The organism is Tepidimonas aquatica, from assembly GCF_007556585.1.
Lineage (GTDB): Bacteria > Pseudomonadota > Gammaproteobacteria > Burkholderiales > Burkholderiaceae_C > Tepidimonas > Tepidimonas aquatica.
On the sequence record NZ_VJNA01000030.1, the window covers coordinates 18,891 to 33,725 of the forward strand.

At 68.6% G+C, this 14,835-nt stretch carries 12 protein-coding genes and 2 pseudogenes; 7 read left to right on the forward strand and 7 right to left on the reverse strand.

What is annotated here, in order from left to right; translation table 11 throughout:
• Positions 1-11 precede the first annotated feature (11 nt).
• From Taqua_RS10620 to Taqua_RS10640, 5 genes are read right to left on the reverse strand one after another with little or no spacing between them, the layout of a single operon-like run.
• Positions 12-536 carry a CinA family protein gene (locus Taqua_RS10620; protein WP_144326630.1) on the reverse strand — a complete coding sequence of 175 codons (525 nt, stop codon included), beginning with the start codon at positions 534-536 and terminating at the stop codon, positions 12-14.
• Positions 533-1,075, reverse strand: a complete 543-nt coding sequence (locus Taqua_RS10625; RefSeq protein ID WP_144326631.1) for a phosphatidylglycerophosphatase A family protein — start codon at positions 1,073-1,075, stop codon at positions 533-535. Before Taqua_RS10625 ends, Taqua_RS10620 begins: the two co-directional genes overlap by 4 nt.
• Positions 1,072-1,875 carry an NUDIX hydrolase gene (locus Taqua_RS10630; protein ID WP_144326632.1) on the reverse strand — a complete coding sequence of 268 codons (804 nt, stop codon included), beginning with the start codon at positions 1,873-1,875 and terminating at the stop codon, positions 1,072-1,074. The genes Taqua_RS10625 and Taqua_RS10630 overlap by 4 nt, the downstream gene beginning before the upstream one ends.
• Positions 1,872-2,900, reverse strand: coding sequence for a thiamine-phosphate kinase (gene thiL / locus Taqua_RS10635; protein WP_132962240.1), 1,029 nt, complete (start codon positions 2,898-2,900; stop codon positions 1,872-1,874). Before thiL ends, Taqua_RS10630 begins: the two co-directional genes overlap by 4 nt.
• Entirely contained in the window at positions 2,887-4,899 is a 2,013-nt protein-coding gene (locus Taqua_RS10640; RefSeq protein ID WP_144326633.1) for a recombinase, read from the reverse strand. Before Taqua_RS10640 ends, thiL begins: the two co-directional genes overlap by 14 nt.
• A gap of 86 nt (positions 4,900-4,985) precedes the next feature.
• Here Taqua_RS10640 and rpe point away from each other — a divergent pair, with 86 nt between their 5' ends.
• From rpe to Taqua_RS10655, 3 genes are all read left to right on the forward strand, one after another.
• Positions 4,986-5,666 (forward strand): ribulose-phosphate 3-epimerase, encoded by a 681-nt coding sequence (gene rpe, locus Taqua_RS10645; protein ID WP_144326634.1) that lies wholly within the window; start codon positions 4,986-4,988, stop codon positions 5,664-5,666.
• Positions 5,667-5,820: 154 nt separating this feature from the next.
• Positions 5,821-8,193, forward strand: a complete 2,373-nt coding sequence (locus tag Taqua_RS10650; protein ID WP_144326635.1) for a methyl-accepting chemotaxis protein — start codon at positions 5,821-5,823, stop codon at positions 8,191-8,193.
• 102 nt (positions 8,194-8,295) lie between these two features.
• Positions 8,296-9,477 (forward strand): MFS transporter, encoded by a 1,182-nt coding sequence (locus Taqua_RS10655; protein ID WP_144326642.1) that lies wholly within the window; start codon positions 8,296-8,298, stop codon positions 9,475-9,477.
• Between the two features lie 211 nt (positions 9,478-9,688).
• Here the strand turns inward: Taqua_RS10655 and Taqua_RS10660 are convergent, their stop codons facing one another.
• Positions 9,689-10,126 carry a porin gene (locus tag Taqua_RS10660; protein ID WP_144326636.1) on the reverse strand — a complete coding sequence of 146 codons (438 nt, stop codon included), beginning with the start codon at positions 10,124-10,126 and terminating at the stop codon, positions 9,689-9,691.
• Here Taqua_RS10660 and hppD point away from each other — a divergent pair.
• From hppD to Taqua_RS10680, 4 genes and pseudogenes are all read left to right on the forward strand, one after another.
• Positions 10,095-10,871 (forward strand): annotated as a pseudogene (gene hppD / locus Taqua_RS10665) (4-hydroxyphenylpyruvate dioxygenase); the annotation flags it as partial. The gene Taqua_RS10660 and the pseudogene hppD sit on opposite strands and share 32 nt — an antisense overlap.
• 21 nt (positions 10,872-10,892) lie before the next feature.
• Positions 10,893-11,210 carry a 4a-hydroxytetrahydrobiopterin dehydratase gene (locus tag Taqua_RS10670; protein WP_144326637.1) on the forward strand — a complete coding sequence of 106 codons (318 nt, stop codon included), beginning with the start codon at positions 10,893-10,895 and terminating at the stop codon, positions 11,208-11,210.
• A complete protein-coding gene (gene phhA / locus Taqua_RS10675; protein WP_144326638.1) occupies positions 11,194-12,093 on the forward strand; it encodes a phenylalanine 4-monooxygenase in 900 nt (299 codons plus the stop codon). The genes Taqua_RS10670 and phhA overlap by 17 nt, the downstream gene beginning before the upstream one ends.
• 276 nt (positions 12,094-12,369) lie before the next feature.
• Positions 12,370-13,564 (forward strand): annotated as a pseudogene (locus Taqua_RS10680) (porin).
• A 179-nt stretch (positions 13,565-13,743) separates the two neighbouring features.
• On the opposite strand, the gene Taqua_RS10685 reads toward Taqua_RS10680, so the two are convergent.
• Entirely contained in the window at positions 13,744-14,685 is a 942-nt protein-coding gene (locus Taqua_RS10685) for a porin (protein ID WP_144326639.1), read from the reverse strand.
• Positions 14,686-14,835: the final 150 nt, after the last annotated feature.

Consider the following 14,835-nt stretch of genomic DNA (forward strand, 5'->3'; position numbering starts at 1 on the left):
TGCCGATCCGGTCAGGCAACCGCCCGCAGCCGCTGCAGCAACCCCTGCAGGGCGGCCACAGCGGCCTGGCCCCGCACCGCCGCTCGGTCGCCGTCAAAGCGGTGGCCGTGCGCGCTGACCGTGCCCGCAACGCTCCAGCCCAACCACACCGTACCCACCGGTTTGGCGGCACTGCCCCCCGTGGGCCCAGCGACCCCGGTGATGGCCAACGCTGCAGGCACCCCCGCCCGCTGCGCCGCCCCGGCCGCCATGGCGCGTGCCACCGGCTCGCTGACGGCGCCGTGCGCGTCCAGCAGCGCCACCGGCACGCCAAGCTCCTCGACCTTGGCCGCGTTGGCGTAGGTGACCCAGCCGCGCTCGAACCAGTCGCTGGAGCCGGCGCGCGCTGTGCACGCCGCGGCCACCAACCCGCCGGTGCAGCTCTCCGCGCTGGCCATGCGCCAACCGTGCGCGCGCAGCGCATCGGCCAGCGCGTCCACCAGCCCCCACACGTCGTGCGGCAACCACAGCGCTGACTCGACCTGCGTCACCCTCATCCCCCTCCCACCAGGTGGCGCCACAGCGCCAGCGCCAGCAGCGTGCAGCCTGCGGCCACCAGGTCGTCGAACATCACGCCCCAGCCACCGCGCCAGCCAGACCCCTTGAACGCTTGGTCCGCCCACGCCACCGGCCCGGGCTTGGCCGCGTCGAACAGCCGAAACAGCCCAAAGCACACCGCCTGCCCCAGCAGCCCCTGCGGCGCCGCCACCCACAGCACCAGCCAGATGGCCACGATCTCGTCGATGACGACAAAGCCGGGGTCGGCGATGCCGGTGCGGCGCGCGGTGGCCGTGGCCGCCCACCACCCCAGCAGCAGCGCCGCGGCGATGATGACGGCCCACCCGAAGTCGCCCGGCGCCGCCAGCGCGTCGATGACCACGAACGCCGCCCAGCCCCACAGCGTGCCCACGGTGCCCGGCGCGATGCGCGCCAAGCCCGCCCCAAAGCCCAACGCCACCAGGTGCGACAGGCGCGCCAGCATGAAACGCGCCGACGGCACCGGCCAGGGCAGCGGTTCGTCACGCGGCGCGCTCATGCCCACCACCCCTGCCAGCCGTCGTACGGCTCGAAGCGCCCGTCGACCAATCGCAGCCGTGTCGGCCCAGGCAAGGCGCGCTCGCGCACCGGGTGCTGCGGATCGCCGGGGTAGCACATCGCGCGGTGCTCACCGTCGCGAAACTGCACCGGCTCCACGCACGGTGGCATGCGCCGGCCCGCCTCGTCCCACACGCTGTCCACGGTGGCGTGGCGCGCCAAGTGTGCCAACCCCATCAGTTGCGGCGGGATCAGCTCCAACTCGCGCGCCCAGTAGCGCTGCAGCGCCTGCTGCGGCGTGGTCCACAACGCCGCGGTGGTCTCGAAGGTGTCGCGCTGCATCTCGGCTCCGGCGGGCAGCCGCGCCAGAAAAAACCGCGTGTCAAAACGCTGCGCCCCCACCACCGGGTTGCGCGGCGTGATCCAGCGCGCCCACGGCCGCAAGGTCTGCGCCCCTGGCAGCGCCACACCGGCCTCCTCGCGCAGCTCGCGCGCCGCCGCCACGTACAGGGCGCGTGCCAGCGCCGCGTCCAGCCCCGGCTCGCCCAGGCGCGCGCGCAGCGTGGTGTCGTCCGCGCCCAGCCAGCCGCGCCAGCGCTCGTCGGCGTCGTCGGGGTCCACCTTGCCCCCGGGAAAAACGTACATCCCGCCCAGCTCGCGCGCGCCGCCGGCGCGACGCAGCAGCAACACCTCCAGCCCGGCTGGGCTGTCGCGCAACAGCACCACCGAGGCCGCCGGGCGGGGCGTGTCCTCAGCGGCGGGGTGGGCCTGTTCGGGCGCGGGGGCGGCAAAGGTGCTCATGGCTCTATGGTAGCGAAGTGGTCAAACCCCGCCAGCCGCACGCCGGCCGGCAAGGTGTATGGGGCTCCGCCACCGTCCACCAGTTGCACGCGCCCCGCGCCGTCGGCCAGCGGGTGCGCCGCCGGCGCCCCTGGCACGATGCGCCCGATGCGCGCCACCGGCGTGCCAGCGCGCCGCGCGGCGGCCAGCACCGCCTCGCGCTGCGCGGGGTCGGCGGTGAACACCAATTCGTAATCGTCCCCGCCAGCCAGCGCGTACGTCAGGGCGGTGGCCGGCGGCAGCGCGCGCACCGCGGGCGGCACGGCGTGGGTCAACAGCGCGTCCACGTCCACCTGTGCCGCCACGCCCGCCGCGGCCAGGATGTGCCCCAGGTCGGCCAGCAGGCCGTCGCTGACGTCCACCGCGGCGTGCACGAGTCCGCGCAGCGCCAGCCCCAGCGCCACGCGCGGCTGGGGCCGCAACAGGTGCTCGCGCGCGGCCTCGGTGCCCGGGCCTTGCAGGTCCAACTCGCCGCGCAGCAGCGCCAGCCCCAGGCGCGCTTCGCCCAAGGCGCCGCTCACCCATACGTCATCGCCGGGCTGTGCGGCGCTGCGGCGGCTGGCGTGCGCCGGCGGCACCTCGCCCAGCACCGTCAGGCACAGGTTGAGCGGCCCCGCCGTCGTGTCCCCGCCCACCAGCGCGCAGCCGTGCGCGTCGGCCAACGCCAGCAAGCCCCGCGCCAAGCCCGCCAGCCAGGCCTCGTCGGGCACGCTCGGCAAGGCCAGTGCCAGCGTGCATGCCAGCGGGCGCGCACCCATCGCCGCCAGGTCGCTCAGGTTGACCGCCAGCGCCTTGTGCCCCAGCGCCTGCGGATCCACATCGGGCAAAAAATGCCGCCCCGCCACCAGCATATCGCAGCTGACCGCCAGCGCCATGCCCGGCGCCGGTGCCAGCAACGCGCAGTCATCACCATTGCCCAGCAGCACACCCGACTGCCCCTGCGTAGGGCGCCAAAAGTGGCGCGCGATCAGATCAAACTCGCTCACTCGGCGCCCCTGCCACCACCTTGGGCGGCCACACAAAACTCCACGGCGCGCGCCGCCAACGGTGCCGCAGCGCTTGCATGATGCGGCCACGGTTGACCGCGTTGACATTTTGCGCCCGCATGGCCAGCCGCAGCGCCAGGTAAAAGCTCACCGCGACGTTGATCGGCCCCACGAGCAGCGTCGCCGCCACGGCCGACCACACATCGAGGCGCCCCCAGGCCTCTGGGCCTATCGAGGCCAGCGCGGCGGTCAACTGCCCCGTCACCAGGGTGACGTGCCGCACATCAAACGGCAGACCAAAAAACTGCAGCACCACCGGCACCAGCCCCAGCAGCAAGCCCAGCGAAATGTTGGCCGCCAAGCCCGACACGTGGCCGCGCAGCCACAGCGCCCAGCGCCGCGCACGCGCCGCCCCAAGCCAGCGGATCCAGCCTGGGTGGTGCATCCACGCATCGTGCAGCCGGTGCACCACAAAAGCATTTTCCACCCAGCCCGCAATTTGGCTGCTGACAAACAACAACACACCCGTACCTGCGGCGTACAGCAGCGTCGGCCCCCACAGCTGATGCTTGGCCACCACCTCGTTGGCCACGGCGGTGTCGATCATGGGCTGCCCCCACCACGCCACGCTGGCCATGTGCAACAGCAGCACCGCGGGCACCACCGCCAGCACGTTGCCCAGCACCGCCGCCGCTTGCGAGCGCACCAAGTGCGCTACCTCGTCCACAAAGCGCAGCACCGCTTCGCGGCTGTGCAGGGCCTTGAGGCGCTTGACCATCGCCGGTGCCGTCATGGCGGGCTGTTTGGTGGCCACGGTCAGGTGCAACAGCATGATCACCACAAACCAAAACGCGTAGTTCATGCCCGCGGCCAACCCCGCCCAGAACGCAGCCAACCCCAGCGAACCCAGTGCAAACTTGCACCACGTCGTCAGCCCCAGCACCGCGCCACCGCCGGCGGCACGCAGCAACATCGCCCGGTATTCGGCAGCATTGCGGGTGATGTAGTGCTCGCCCGTCTCGGCGCTGCGCTGCGACACACGTTCGGCCAACATTTGCGACGTCTGCGCCAGCAACGCCCGCACCGAGCGAGTGTCGTGTGCCTGCGCCACCAGTCTGGCGAGCATATGTTGCAGCGCCCGTGCCGGCTGCGGGCTGCCCAGCACGCGCAGCAACTCTTGGGCACGCATCGAGTACTGGCGCAATTGACGCAAGCGAAACACCACGACCGTCGAAACGCCATGCTCCTCCAGGTGCGCGTACGCCGTGTACGCCGCATGGCGTGCCGAAACGATGGCTTGCCGTAGCTCCTCCAGCGCGGCGGGCGTGAGCTGCTGGCCAGCCGGTGCCTGCTGCAACGCTTGCTGGGCTTGGTGCAACACGCGGGGCCAATCACCCCACAGCACCGCCTCGCGCGCCGGCGGCGACATGCGCATGCGCAACTCTGGCTCCATGGCGCCCGCCGCCAGGTGCACGATGCAGCGCTGCAACGCGCGCCACACCACCTGACGCCACCCCTGAGCAGACACCGGCGACTCAGCGCCGTGCAACATGGCCACCAGTTGCTGCAACGCCGTACGTGGCAGCGCCAACAACCAGCGGGTATCACGCGGGTCGTCAAACACCCAGGGCAGCAGCACCAGCGCATTGGTCGTGGTGGGCGCCACCGGCAGCAGACGCGCGCGCACGCGCCGCCCCAGCTCGGACCAAAACTCCCAGCGCTGTGCCACACCCGCCTCGGCCAGCACCACATCGAGCTCAATCTCGGCCACCCAGCGCCCCCACCAGGCACGCAGCGCTCGGGCCGCCTCGGGTTGCTGCTGCAACTGCTGCACCCAGGCCTCGAAGCGACGCCGGCTGTGCGCAACGTTGCCCGCGGCCCGCAGCCAGCCCGCCACCCCCTTCAACCACAGGTTGCACTGGGCAATATCGCCCTCTGTCGGCGCCCACAGCACCGCCTCGGGTACTGGCTCAAGCTGAATATCGCGCTGGTCGGTCATGCGGGGTTTGTACCATGATGCACGGTCATTGGCTTCTTGCGACAATCGCGGCTGTAACAAAGTTTCCCAACCACCGCAAGCCTGCCATGCCCGCCTACCGCATCGCCCCCTCCATCCTGTCGGCCGACTTCGCCCGCTTGGGTGAAGAAGTGCGCACCGTCATCGCCGCCGGCGCCGACTGGATCCACTTCGACGTGATGGACAACCACTACGTGCCCAACCTGACCATCGGGCCGGCGGTGGCGCAGGCGCTCAAGCCGCACTGCGTCACGCCGGATGGGCGCGCGGTGCCGCTGGACGTGCACCTGATGGTGCAGCCGGTGGATGCGCTGGCGCAGATGTTTGCCGACGCTGGCGCCGACCTCATCAGTTTCCACCCCGACGCCAGCACCCACGTGCACCGCAGCATCCAGGCCATCAAGGCGCGCGGCTGCCAAGTCGGGCTGGTGTTCAACCCGGCCACCCCGCTGGACGTGCTCGACTGGGTCATCGACGACCTGGACCTGATTCTGATCATGAGCGTCAACCCCGGCTTTGGCGGCCAGAGCTTCATCGACAGCGCGCTGCGCAAGGTCGAGCAGGCGCGCCGCCGCATCGAGGCCTGCGGCAAGGATATCCGGCTCGAGGTGGACGGCGGCATCAAGGCCGACAACATCCGCCGCGTGGCTGATGCCGGCGCCGACACCTTCGTGGCCGGCAGCGCCATCTTTGGCAAGCCCGACTACAAGGCCGTCATCGACCAAATGCGCGCCGCGCTGGCCGCCTGAGCCAACTTCATCGGCACCCGACGCCGCCCACGCCCCGCCACGGGGCGGGCGCTGCTGCACGCGGTTGGGCACGCCAGCCCGCTGAAGCGGCCCAGTGCGTGACAACGCTTGGAGTTTTCCTGGTTGGGGCATGTCGCGCCGATGACCGATACTAATGCCCATGCGCAAAGACGTGTTTTACCCGGCCGTGGCGCTGCTGCAGCGGCTGTCGATGCCGGCCAAAATGTTGGGCATGGCCGCTGTGGTGGCGGTGCCGTTGGCCATCGTAGCCTGGCTGCTGGTGATGGACAGCTGGCGCGGCCTGCACACCACGCAAACCGCGCGCGCGGGGCTGCAGGCGGTGCGGGCCACGCAAACGCTCGTGCACGCGGTGCAGGACTGGCGCGACGCCGCCGACGTGGCCGCGGCGGGGCAAGCAACCTACCAGGCGCCGGCGCAGCAAGCCGCACAGCGCAGTCAGCAAGCGCTCGAAGCACTGGACACGCTGCTGGCCAGCCACCCCGAGTGGAAGACCGACGGCCTGTGGAACCCGCTGCGCGAGCAATTGCAAGCGCTGCTGCAAGACGCCCAGCGTCCGCCTTCGGTGCGACACGCCGACGCCACCCAGCAGCTGGTGCGGCTGCAACGGCTGGCCGGCTGGATCGCCGACGCCACCGGCGTGCAGCGCGACGTCGATGCGCTGGCCGCGCACCGCGCCACGCTGGCCTACGAAGGGCTGCCGCCGGTGGGCGAGCTGGCCAGCCAGCTGCGCGGTCGCGCCACCGCCATGCTGCTGCACCCGGACGCGAGGACCGACTCGATCATCATCTCCAACATGGTGCGGCAAGCCAGCGCAGCGGACCAAATTGAAGCCCTGCTGCCCGCGCTGCAAGAGCGTGTCGAATCGCTGCAGCGCCACGGCGCCCCACCGCCGGCCGGATGGTCGGCCTTTCGCAGTAACACTGACGAGCTTATCCGCACCACGGCGGCGCACCTCAAGACCGCCGCGATGACGGTGGACGCCAAAGATTTTTACGAACTGGCCACACGCACCCTGCAGGCGCAGCGCGCGCTGGAAGACGAATTGGGCGAAGCGCTGGACGCGCAGTGGGCGGCGCGCACGGCTGCGCTGCAGCGCGACATCGCGCTGGTGACGGCCGGCTGCGCGCTGGTGCTGCTGTTGCTCGCCTACGGCATGGTGGCGTTTTACCGCGCCACGGTGGGGGGCCTCACGCACCTCAACGACGCCATCGACCGCGCGGCCGAAGGCGACCTCACCGGCGACGCGGTGCTGCCCGGCACGGACGAAATGGCCTCCGTGAGCCAGCAGCTCAGCAACATGCTGCAGCACCTATCGGAACTCGTGGCCGACGTGCGCAGCGCGGCGGCGGTGCTGGGCCACGTCGGGCTGCAACTGGTGCACGACAGCCAGCAGTTGGCCGAGCGCACGCAAAGCCAGGCCGCCAGCCTGGAGCAAGCCACCAGCAACGTGCGCGCGGTGGCCGAAACGGTGCAGACCAATGCCGAAGCCGCCGAAGATATCCGGCGCCTGACCACCAACCTCAATGGTGAAACCGAGCGCGCCAGCAGCCTGATGCAGCACACGATGGGGGGGCTGGGCTCGCTGCAGGCGACCTCGCAGCGCATGACCGAAATCATCGGCACCATCGACGGCATCGCGTTCCAGACCAACATCCTGGCGCTCAACGCCGCGGTGGAGGCGGCGCGCGCCGGCGAAGCGGGCCGCGGCTTTGCCGTCGTGGCCAGCGAAGTGCGCCGCCTGGCGCAACGCAGCCAGGAAGCCGCCAACGAGGTGCGCCAGCTCATCGCCGAATCGGCCGAGCGCGTGCAAAGCACGGTGACCGAAATTGCCAGCGTCAACGACGCCATGCAGGCGTTGGTGCAGGGCATTCGCGATATCGCCGCGCGCATCGGCGAAATGGCCGACGCCAGCCGCCAGCAAAGCACCGCGCTCAGAGAGGTGGTTGCGGCGGTGGGCGACCTCGACAAGGTCACCTACGAAAACGCCGCCATGGTGGAGCGCACCACGCACCGCGCCAACCGCTTGATGGAGCGCACGCGCGACCTGGACGAAGCCGTGCACCACATCAAGCTGCGCCAAGGCACCGCCGACGAGGCCTACCAACTCGTGCAAAAGGCGCTGCAACACATCCAGGCGGTCGGCTACGAACGCGCAGCCGAAGACTTCCACGACAAAAACGGGCCGTTCGTCGACCGTGACCTTTACATCTTCGTGCTCGACGACGCCGGCACCTACCGCGTCATGGGGCTGGACCGCGCCAAGGTCGGCACCCGCGTGCACGATGCGCCCGGCATCGACGCCGAGCAGTTCATGGAGGACGTGCGCTACCGTGCGCAACAGGGTGGCGGCTGGGTCGAATACAACATCGTCAACCCCGTCACCGGCCAGGTGCGCGCCAAGTCGTCGTACGTGGTGCCGTTGCCCAATGGCTTGATTTTGGGCTGTGGCGCCTACCGCAGCGCCATCAAAGACCGCAGCCAACTCGGACTGCACCGTGGGGAGTAGGCGCACTGCGGCACAATGCGGGCTTTGGCTTGACGTTGTTGTGCCATGACCGCAGGCGCCACCGCCCCCGTGACCGACGAGTCCACCGCCGCCACCCACCGCATGTTGCCCGACGAACGCCGCGCCAGCCTGGCGCTGGCGGGCGTGTTTGCGCTGCGCATGCTGGGGCTGTTTCTGGTGCTGCCGGTCTTTGCGCTGGAAGCCGTGCGGCTGCCGGGCGGCGACGACCCCGCCCGCGTCGGGCTGGCCATGGGCATCTACGGCCTGGTGCAGGCGGTGCTGCAAATCCCGCTGGGGTGGGCATCCGATCGCTACGGGCGCAAACCCATCATCCTGCTGGGCTTGGCGCTGTTCGCCGCCGGCAGCCTGCTGGCCGCGTGGGCGCCGACGCTGGCATGGCTGACGCTGGCGCGCGCCGTGCAAGGCGCGGGGGCCATTTCCGCGGCGGTCACGGCGCTGCTGGCCGACCTCACGCGCGACGCGGTACGCACCAAGGCGATGGCGCTGGTGGGTGCCAGCATCGGGCTGAGTTTTGCGCTGTCGCTGGTGGTGGCGCCACCGCTGGCCGCCGCCCTCGGCCTGGGTGGTCTGTTCGTGTTAACCGCGCTGCTGACCCTGGCGGGCATGGCCGCCGTGGCTTGGGTAGTGCCCCCTGAGCCCGCGCGGCCGGCCGCAACACGAGGAACCGGCGGCTGGCGCACCGTGCTGACCCACCCCGCGCTGCTGCGGCTGGATGGCGGGGTGCTGGCGCTGCACACGTTGCAGATGGCCATGTGGGTCACGGTGCCGGGGCTGCTGGTGCAGGCGGGCTTGCCGCAAGGCCAACATTGGCAGGTTTACCTGGCGGCACTGGCGGTGTCGTTCGCCATCATGGGCGGGCTGCTGTTTCGGTTGGAACGCCGCGGCCACCTGGGCGCGGTGCTGCGCACAGCCATCGGCCTGCTGCTGGCCGCCCAGCTCGGCCTGGCCTGGTCGCACATGCACGGCGCCACGCTGGCGGCCCTGACGGGGTGGTTGATGGTGTTTTTCGTCGGCTTCAACACGCTCGAAGCCAGTCAGCCCAGCCTGGTGTCGCGCCTGGCCCCCGCGGAAGCACGTGGGGCGGCGCTGGGCGTGTACAACACCCTGCAGTCGTTGGGCCTGTTTGCCGGCGGCGCACTGGGTGGTTGGCTCGCCCGCCAAGGCGGCCCCGGCACCGTGCTGAGCTGCGGCGCCGCGCTCGCGGCGCTGTGGTTGGCGCTGGCGTGGCGCCAGCCGCTGCCTGCCGCCCGGTCGGCGTCATGAACGCAACGCTCCGCCGGCCTTACCGCCGCGGCACCACTCACCCAGCCCAGCAGGCAGCCACGTCATGTAAAAAACCGCTGGCGGTTTCCCGCCAGCGGTCACAACCCTTGGGAGTGTATGGGCTCAGAACGTGTGCTTCAGACCAACGCCAAAGCGGCTGTCCGGCGCACCGGCGGCACCGGCGCGGCCGTTGACGGCAGCGGCGTTGGCGTCAAAGAAGCCGGCGTACGCCGTGGTCCGCTTGGACAGAGCGTAGGCAGCCGCCACGCTCGGCCTTGCCGCCGTCTTGCTTGCTCTGCGCGTAGCCAACCGACACGACCAGGTTGGTCGCGACCGGCACGTCGGCGCCGACCGACCACTCATCCACATCCGCGTTCTTGGCGCGGCCGTAGGTGCCCAGCAGCTTGGCCACGCCCAGGTCGTAGGACGCGCCGATGCGGGTGTACTTCTCGTTGGTCAGCTCGTCATCCTGGTAGCCCAGCGCGACGAACAGCGGGCCACCTTCGTACTTGACGTGGAAGGCCGAGACACGGCTGTTGGCCACGCCTTCGCGCAGGTTGGTGCTGACGGCACCGCTGAAGCCGCCAAACGACGGCGACGCGTAGTAGATGCCGTTGATGGAGCTGCGCCTGCCGGCGATCAAAGGCATCGGCGGCGCGCCGCTGTACCTGATCGACCGCTACGAGGACGGCAAGAGCATCTACGACATCGACTTCGAGTTCCTGCCCGGCTTCGAGGACCCGGCCAGCCGCCACCCCGTGGGGCATGGCTTTCAGGTCATCGACCACCTCACGCACAACGTCTACCGCGGGCGCATGGCCTACTGGGCACAGTTTTACGAGCGCCTGTTCAACTTCCGCGAGATCCGCTACTTCGACATCCAAGGCGAGTACACGGGCCTCAAGAGCCGCGCCATGACTGCGCCGGACGGCCTGATCCGCATCCCGCTCAACGAGGAAGGGGGCTCCGGCGGCAACGGCCAGATCGAGGAGTTCCTGATGCAGTTCAACGGCGAAGGCATCCAGCACATCGCCCTGCTGACGGACGACCTGCTGGCCAGCGTGGACGCCCTGCAGATGGCCGGCGTGCCGCTGATGACCGCGCCCAACGACATTTATTACGAGATGCTGGAAGAGCGCCTGCCCAGCCATGGCGAGCCGGTGGCTGAGCTGCAGGCACGCGGCATTCTGCTCGACGGCTCGACCGCCGGGGGCGACAAGCGCCTGCTGCTGCAGATCTTCAGCCAGCCGCTGCTCGGGCCGGTGTTCTTCGAGTTCATCCAGCGCAAGAACGACGAGGGCTTTGGCGAGGGCAACTTCAAGGCCCTGTTCGAAAGCCTGGAGCGCGACCAGATCCGCCGCGGCACCCTCAAGGTGGAGACCGCCGCGGCCTGACCCCCCAGAAGGAAAGCCACCATGACCAAGCTCGAAGGCCCCGCCCTGCAAGCCGCCCTTGCGCAGTTGCCCGCCTGGACGTTCGACGCCGAACGGCACGCCATCCGCCGGACGCTGCGCTTTGCGGACTTCAACGCGGCCTTCGGCTTCATGACACGCGCCGCCCTGGAGGCCGAGCGCCGCGACCACCATCCGGAGTGGTTCAACGTCTACAACCGGGTGGACATCCTGTTTTCCACGCACGATGCCGGGGGGCTGACCGAGCGCGACATCGCGTTTGCGCACTGGGTCGATGCCACCGCCCCGGCCATGGGGGCGATCGATGAGCGCAACCGCTGACACCGTCCTGCACGGCCTGGCCGCCGGCGAGGCCGGCCGCCCGGACAGCCCGGACTGGACCATCCCGCAAAACTGGTCCGCCTACACCCCGCAGGAACACGCCACCTGGGCCACGCTGTACCGACGCCAGATGGCGCTGCTGCCCGGCCGGGCGTGCGACGCCTTCGTCGACGGCATGCGCCGCCTGCCCATCGAGCCCGACCGCATCCCGGACTTCGAGCGCCTGTCCGAGGTGCTGATGCGCCACACCGGCTGGCAGGTGGTCGCCGTGCCGGGGCTGGTGCCGGACGACGTCTTTTTCGAGCACCTGGCCCACCGGCGCTTTCCCGCCGGGCAGTTCATCCGCCGCGCCGACCAGTTGGACTATCTCCAGGAGCCCGACGTCTTCCACGACGTGTTTGGCCATGTGCCGATGCTGATGCACCCGGTCATGGCCGACTTCATCCAGGCCTACGGGCACGGCGGCCTGCGGGCGCAGCGCCTGGGTGCGCTGGACATGCTGGCCCGCGTCTACTGGTACACGGTGGAGTTTGGCCTGGTGCGCGAGGCCGGCGCGCTGCGCATCTACGGCGCAGGCATCGTGTCCTCCGCATCCGAAAGCCGCTTTTGCCTGGAATCCCCCTCACCCCACCGCCTGGGCTTCGATCTGGCGCGGGTGATGCGCACCCGCTACCGCATCGACGACTTTCAGCAAACCTACTTCGTGCTCGACCGCCTGGACGACCTGCTGCGCCTGGCCGAGATCGACTTCGCGCCGCTGTACGAACAGGTGGGCCGGCTGGACACCCTGCCGGCCGATGCCGTGCTGCCGCAGGATACGGTGATTACGCGGGGCGACGGGCGCTACCACCGACAGCGCGCGCTTGAGCTTCAGGATCGCTGATTCACAACTCTCGGGGCGCTCGCCGAGGCCGAGCCAGCAACAGCCACGCCAAAACCACGGACCGCGGAAAAGCCTTGGTAACCTGTGCGCCGCGCTGGCAACCAAGGGAAAACCCCTGTGGCGAAAATCACGAATTTTTTCTAACGATCGTTCGCTTCTAGGGCGCCATTGACTACCATAACGTTGCAGTATGCCGACCGGGCTGCAGTATGCCGACCGGGCCATACCGCCCCATCGTTTTTCGCGCACAACTTCAATCCAAGAGGAGTCTGTCGTATGCAAAAGAAAATTGTGGCTGCCCTGGCGCTGTGCGGCGCGGGCGTGGCAATGGCCCAGTCCGCCGGTACCAGCAAGGTGGAGCTGTGGGGTATCGTGGATGCCGCCGTGCGCCACACCAACAACGAAGGTGCCGGCAAGGATGGCCTGACGAGGATGATCGGTGGCGGCATGTCGCAAAGCCGCTGGGGTATCAATGTGGAGGAGGACCTGGGTGGCGGGTCCAAGGCCCTGGTGGTGCTGGAAAAACCGTCTCAATGCCGATGACGGCAGTGTTTCCACCCCCTTCTTCCAACTGTCCTATCTGGGTCTGCAAGGCCCTTATGGCCGCCTGACTGTCGGACGTCAGTACAATGTCCTGTTCGACGTGGTGACCAGCACCTACGCTTCGTTCCCGTACTCCCCCTACATGGAAGCCTACAAGCCTGAGTTGGGAATGGCCATGGGCGCGCGTACCAGCAACATGCTGAAGTACACCTTCGCAACGCCGGACCGCAGCTTCGTAGGCTCGCTGCAATATTCGTTTGACGAGAACAACGACACCAAGGCATTGGAAACTAACCCGCCTCCCTCGGAGGCGCAAGTGGAGGACTACGTTGCACGCACCCTGGGTGGTGGCGCCTGGAAGACGGTTGGCGGCTACCTGCGCTACTCCGCGAGCGGGTTTGCCGTCGGCGGCGGCTACATGCGCACGACGCTGCCAGGCGGCACCGACGTAGACGCCTGGACTCTGGGCGGTTCGTACCGCACGGGTCCGTGGTACTTCAGTACAGGCTATGGCCTGAACAAGGCGAAATACGCTAAGGTGACCAACCTGATCCAGGGTGTCCGTAATACCGTCGACGGAGCGATCCTGGGGCAATTCTGGGCCGGCCAGACCAATGGCGGCTTCCAGCCGGGCGACGCCAACAAGCGCCAGCTGTTCAAGGTGGGCGTGGGCTATCAGCTGACTCCTCAGCTCAACCTGGGCGCGCACTACTTCCGCGGTAAGCAGTCGGGCTCGGCCACGGGTGCTTTCAACGGCAACGCCAACTTCTACGTGGCCGTGGCGGACTATGCCTTCAGCAAGCGCACCGATGCCTACTTCGGCGTGGACCGCACCAGCATCAGCGGCGGCAGCGCGGTCGTGCTGGATAAGGAGAGCCGCGCACGCAGCCGTACCGGCATCACCGTGGGTGTCCGCCATCGCTTCTAAGGCACATTGAGTGGGGAGGGGAAGGGCCCTTGTGGGCCCGCCACGATTTCAAACAACCTCCTTGGGGAGGTTGTTTTTTATGTGCGCCCGTGCCGGGCGCACATAAAAAAGCCGCGGCGTATTTTCCGCGGCTTCGGTCGTTCTGTGGATGCATGCGGCCCGATCGGGCCGCTGGGGACTCAGAACGTATGCTTCAGACCGACGCCGAAGCGGCTGTCCGGTGCACCGGCACGGCCCGTGACGGCGGCGGCGTTGGCGTCGAAGTAGCCCGCATAAGCCGTGGTACGCTTGGACAGCGCATACGCCGCCGCCAAGCTCCAGCCTTGCTCGGCCTTCATGCCATCTTGCTTGCTGCGCGCATAGCCCACCGACACCACCAGGTTCGAGGCCACCGGCACGTCCGCACCGACCGACCACTCATTCACGTCCGCGTTCTTGGCGCGGCCGTAGGTGCCCAGCAGCTTGGCCACACCCAGATCATACGAGGCGCCGATGCGGGTGTACTTTTCATTCTTCGGCTCGTCGTCCTGGTAACCCAGCGCGACGAACAGCGGGCCACCTTTGTACTTGACGTGGAAGGCCGAGACACGGCTGCCGGCCACGCCTTCGCGCAGGTTGGTGCTGAACGCACCGCTGAAGCCACCGAACGACGGCGAAGCGTAGTAGAAGCCGTTGTTCGGGTTGGCGGTGTACTTGTACTGGCTTTGGAAGATCAAGGCAACCGGGCTCAGGAGGTAGTCGTTGAACGCCGCCTCGGTGGCGACACCGATGTCGTCGTACGCCGTCCAGATCTTGCCCAGCTTGATCTCGCCGAAGCCACCCGACAGGCTCAGGTAGGTTTGACGGTTAAAGCCAGGGCCGCCAGTGCCGTTGTCGAGGTTAATATTTTGCTCGTACAGGAAGCCGGCCTTCAGACCGCCACCCAGATCTTCCTCGCCCTTGATGCCCCAATGGCTATTGGGGATATTTTTACGGGGGGAACCACCGCTGGTCAGCTCGGTGGGGGCGTTCTTGTCCTTGTGCAGAACGATGTCCGCAGTACCGTACAGCGTCACGGACGACTGGGCAAACGCCGCACCGGTGGCCGCGACGGCAGCCAGGGCGATCAGAGTCTTTTTCATACAGAGCTCTCCAAGGGTTGTCCTAGGGCCTGTTAACACTACGTGCTAACATACTGCGCATGGAACTTACGCCTGCGCAATTCGCGCGTATCGAGGATTGCCTGCCGCGGCAGCGGGGCAATGTGTCGCTGGACAACCTTCAAGTGCTCA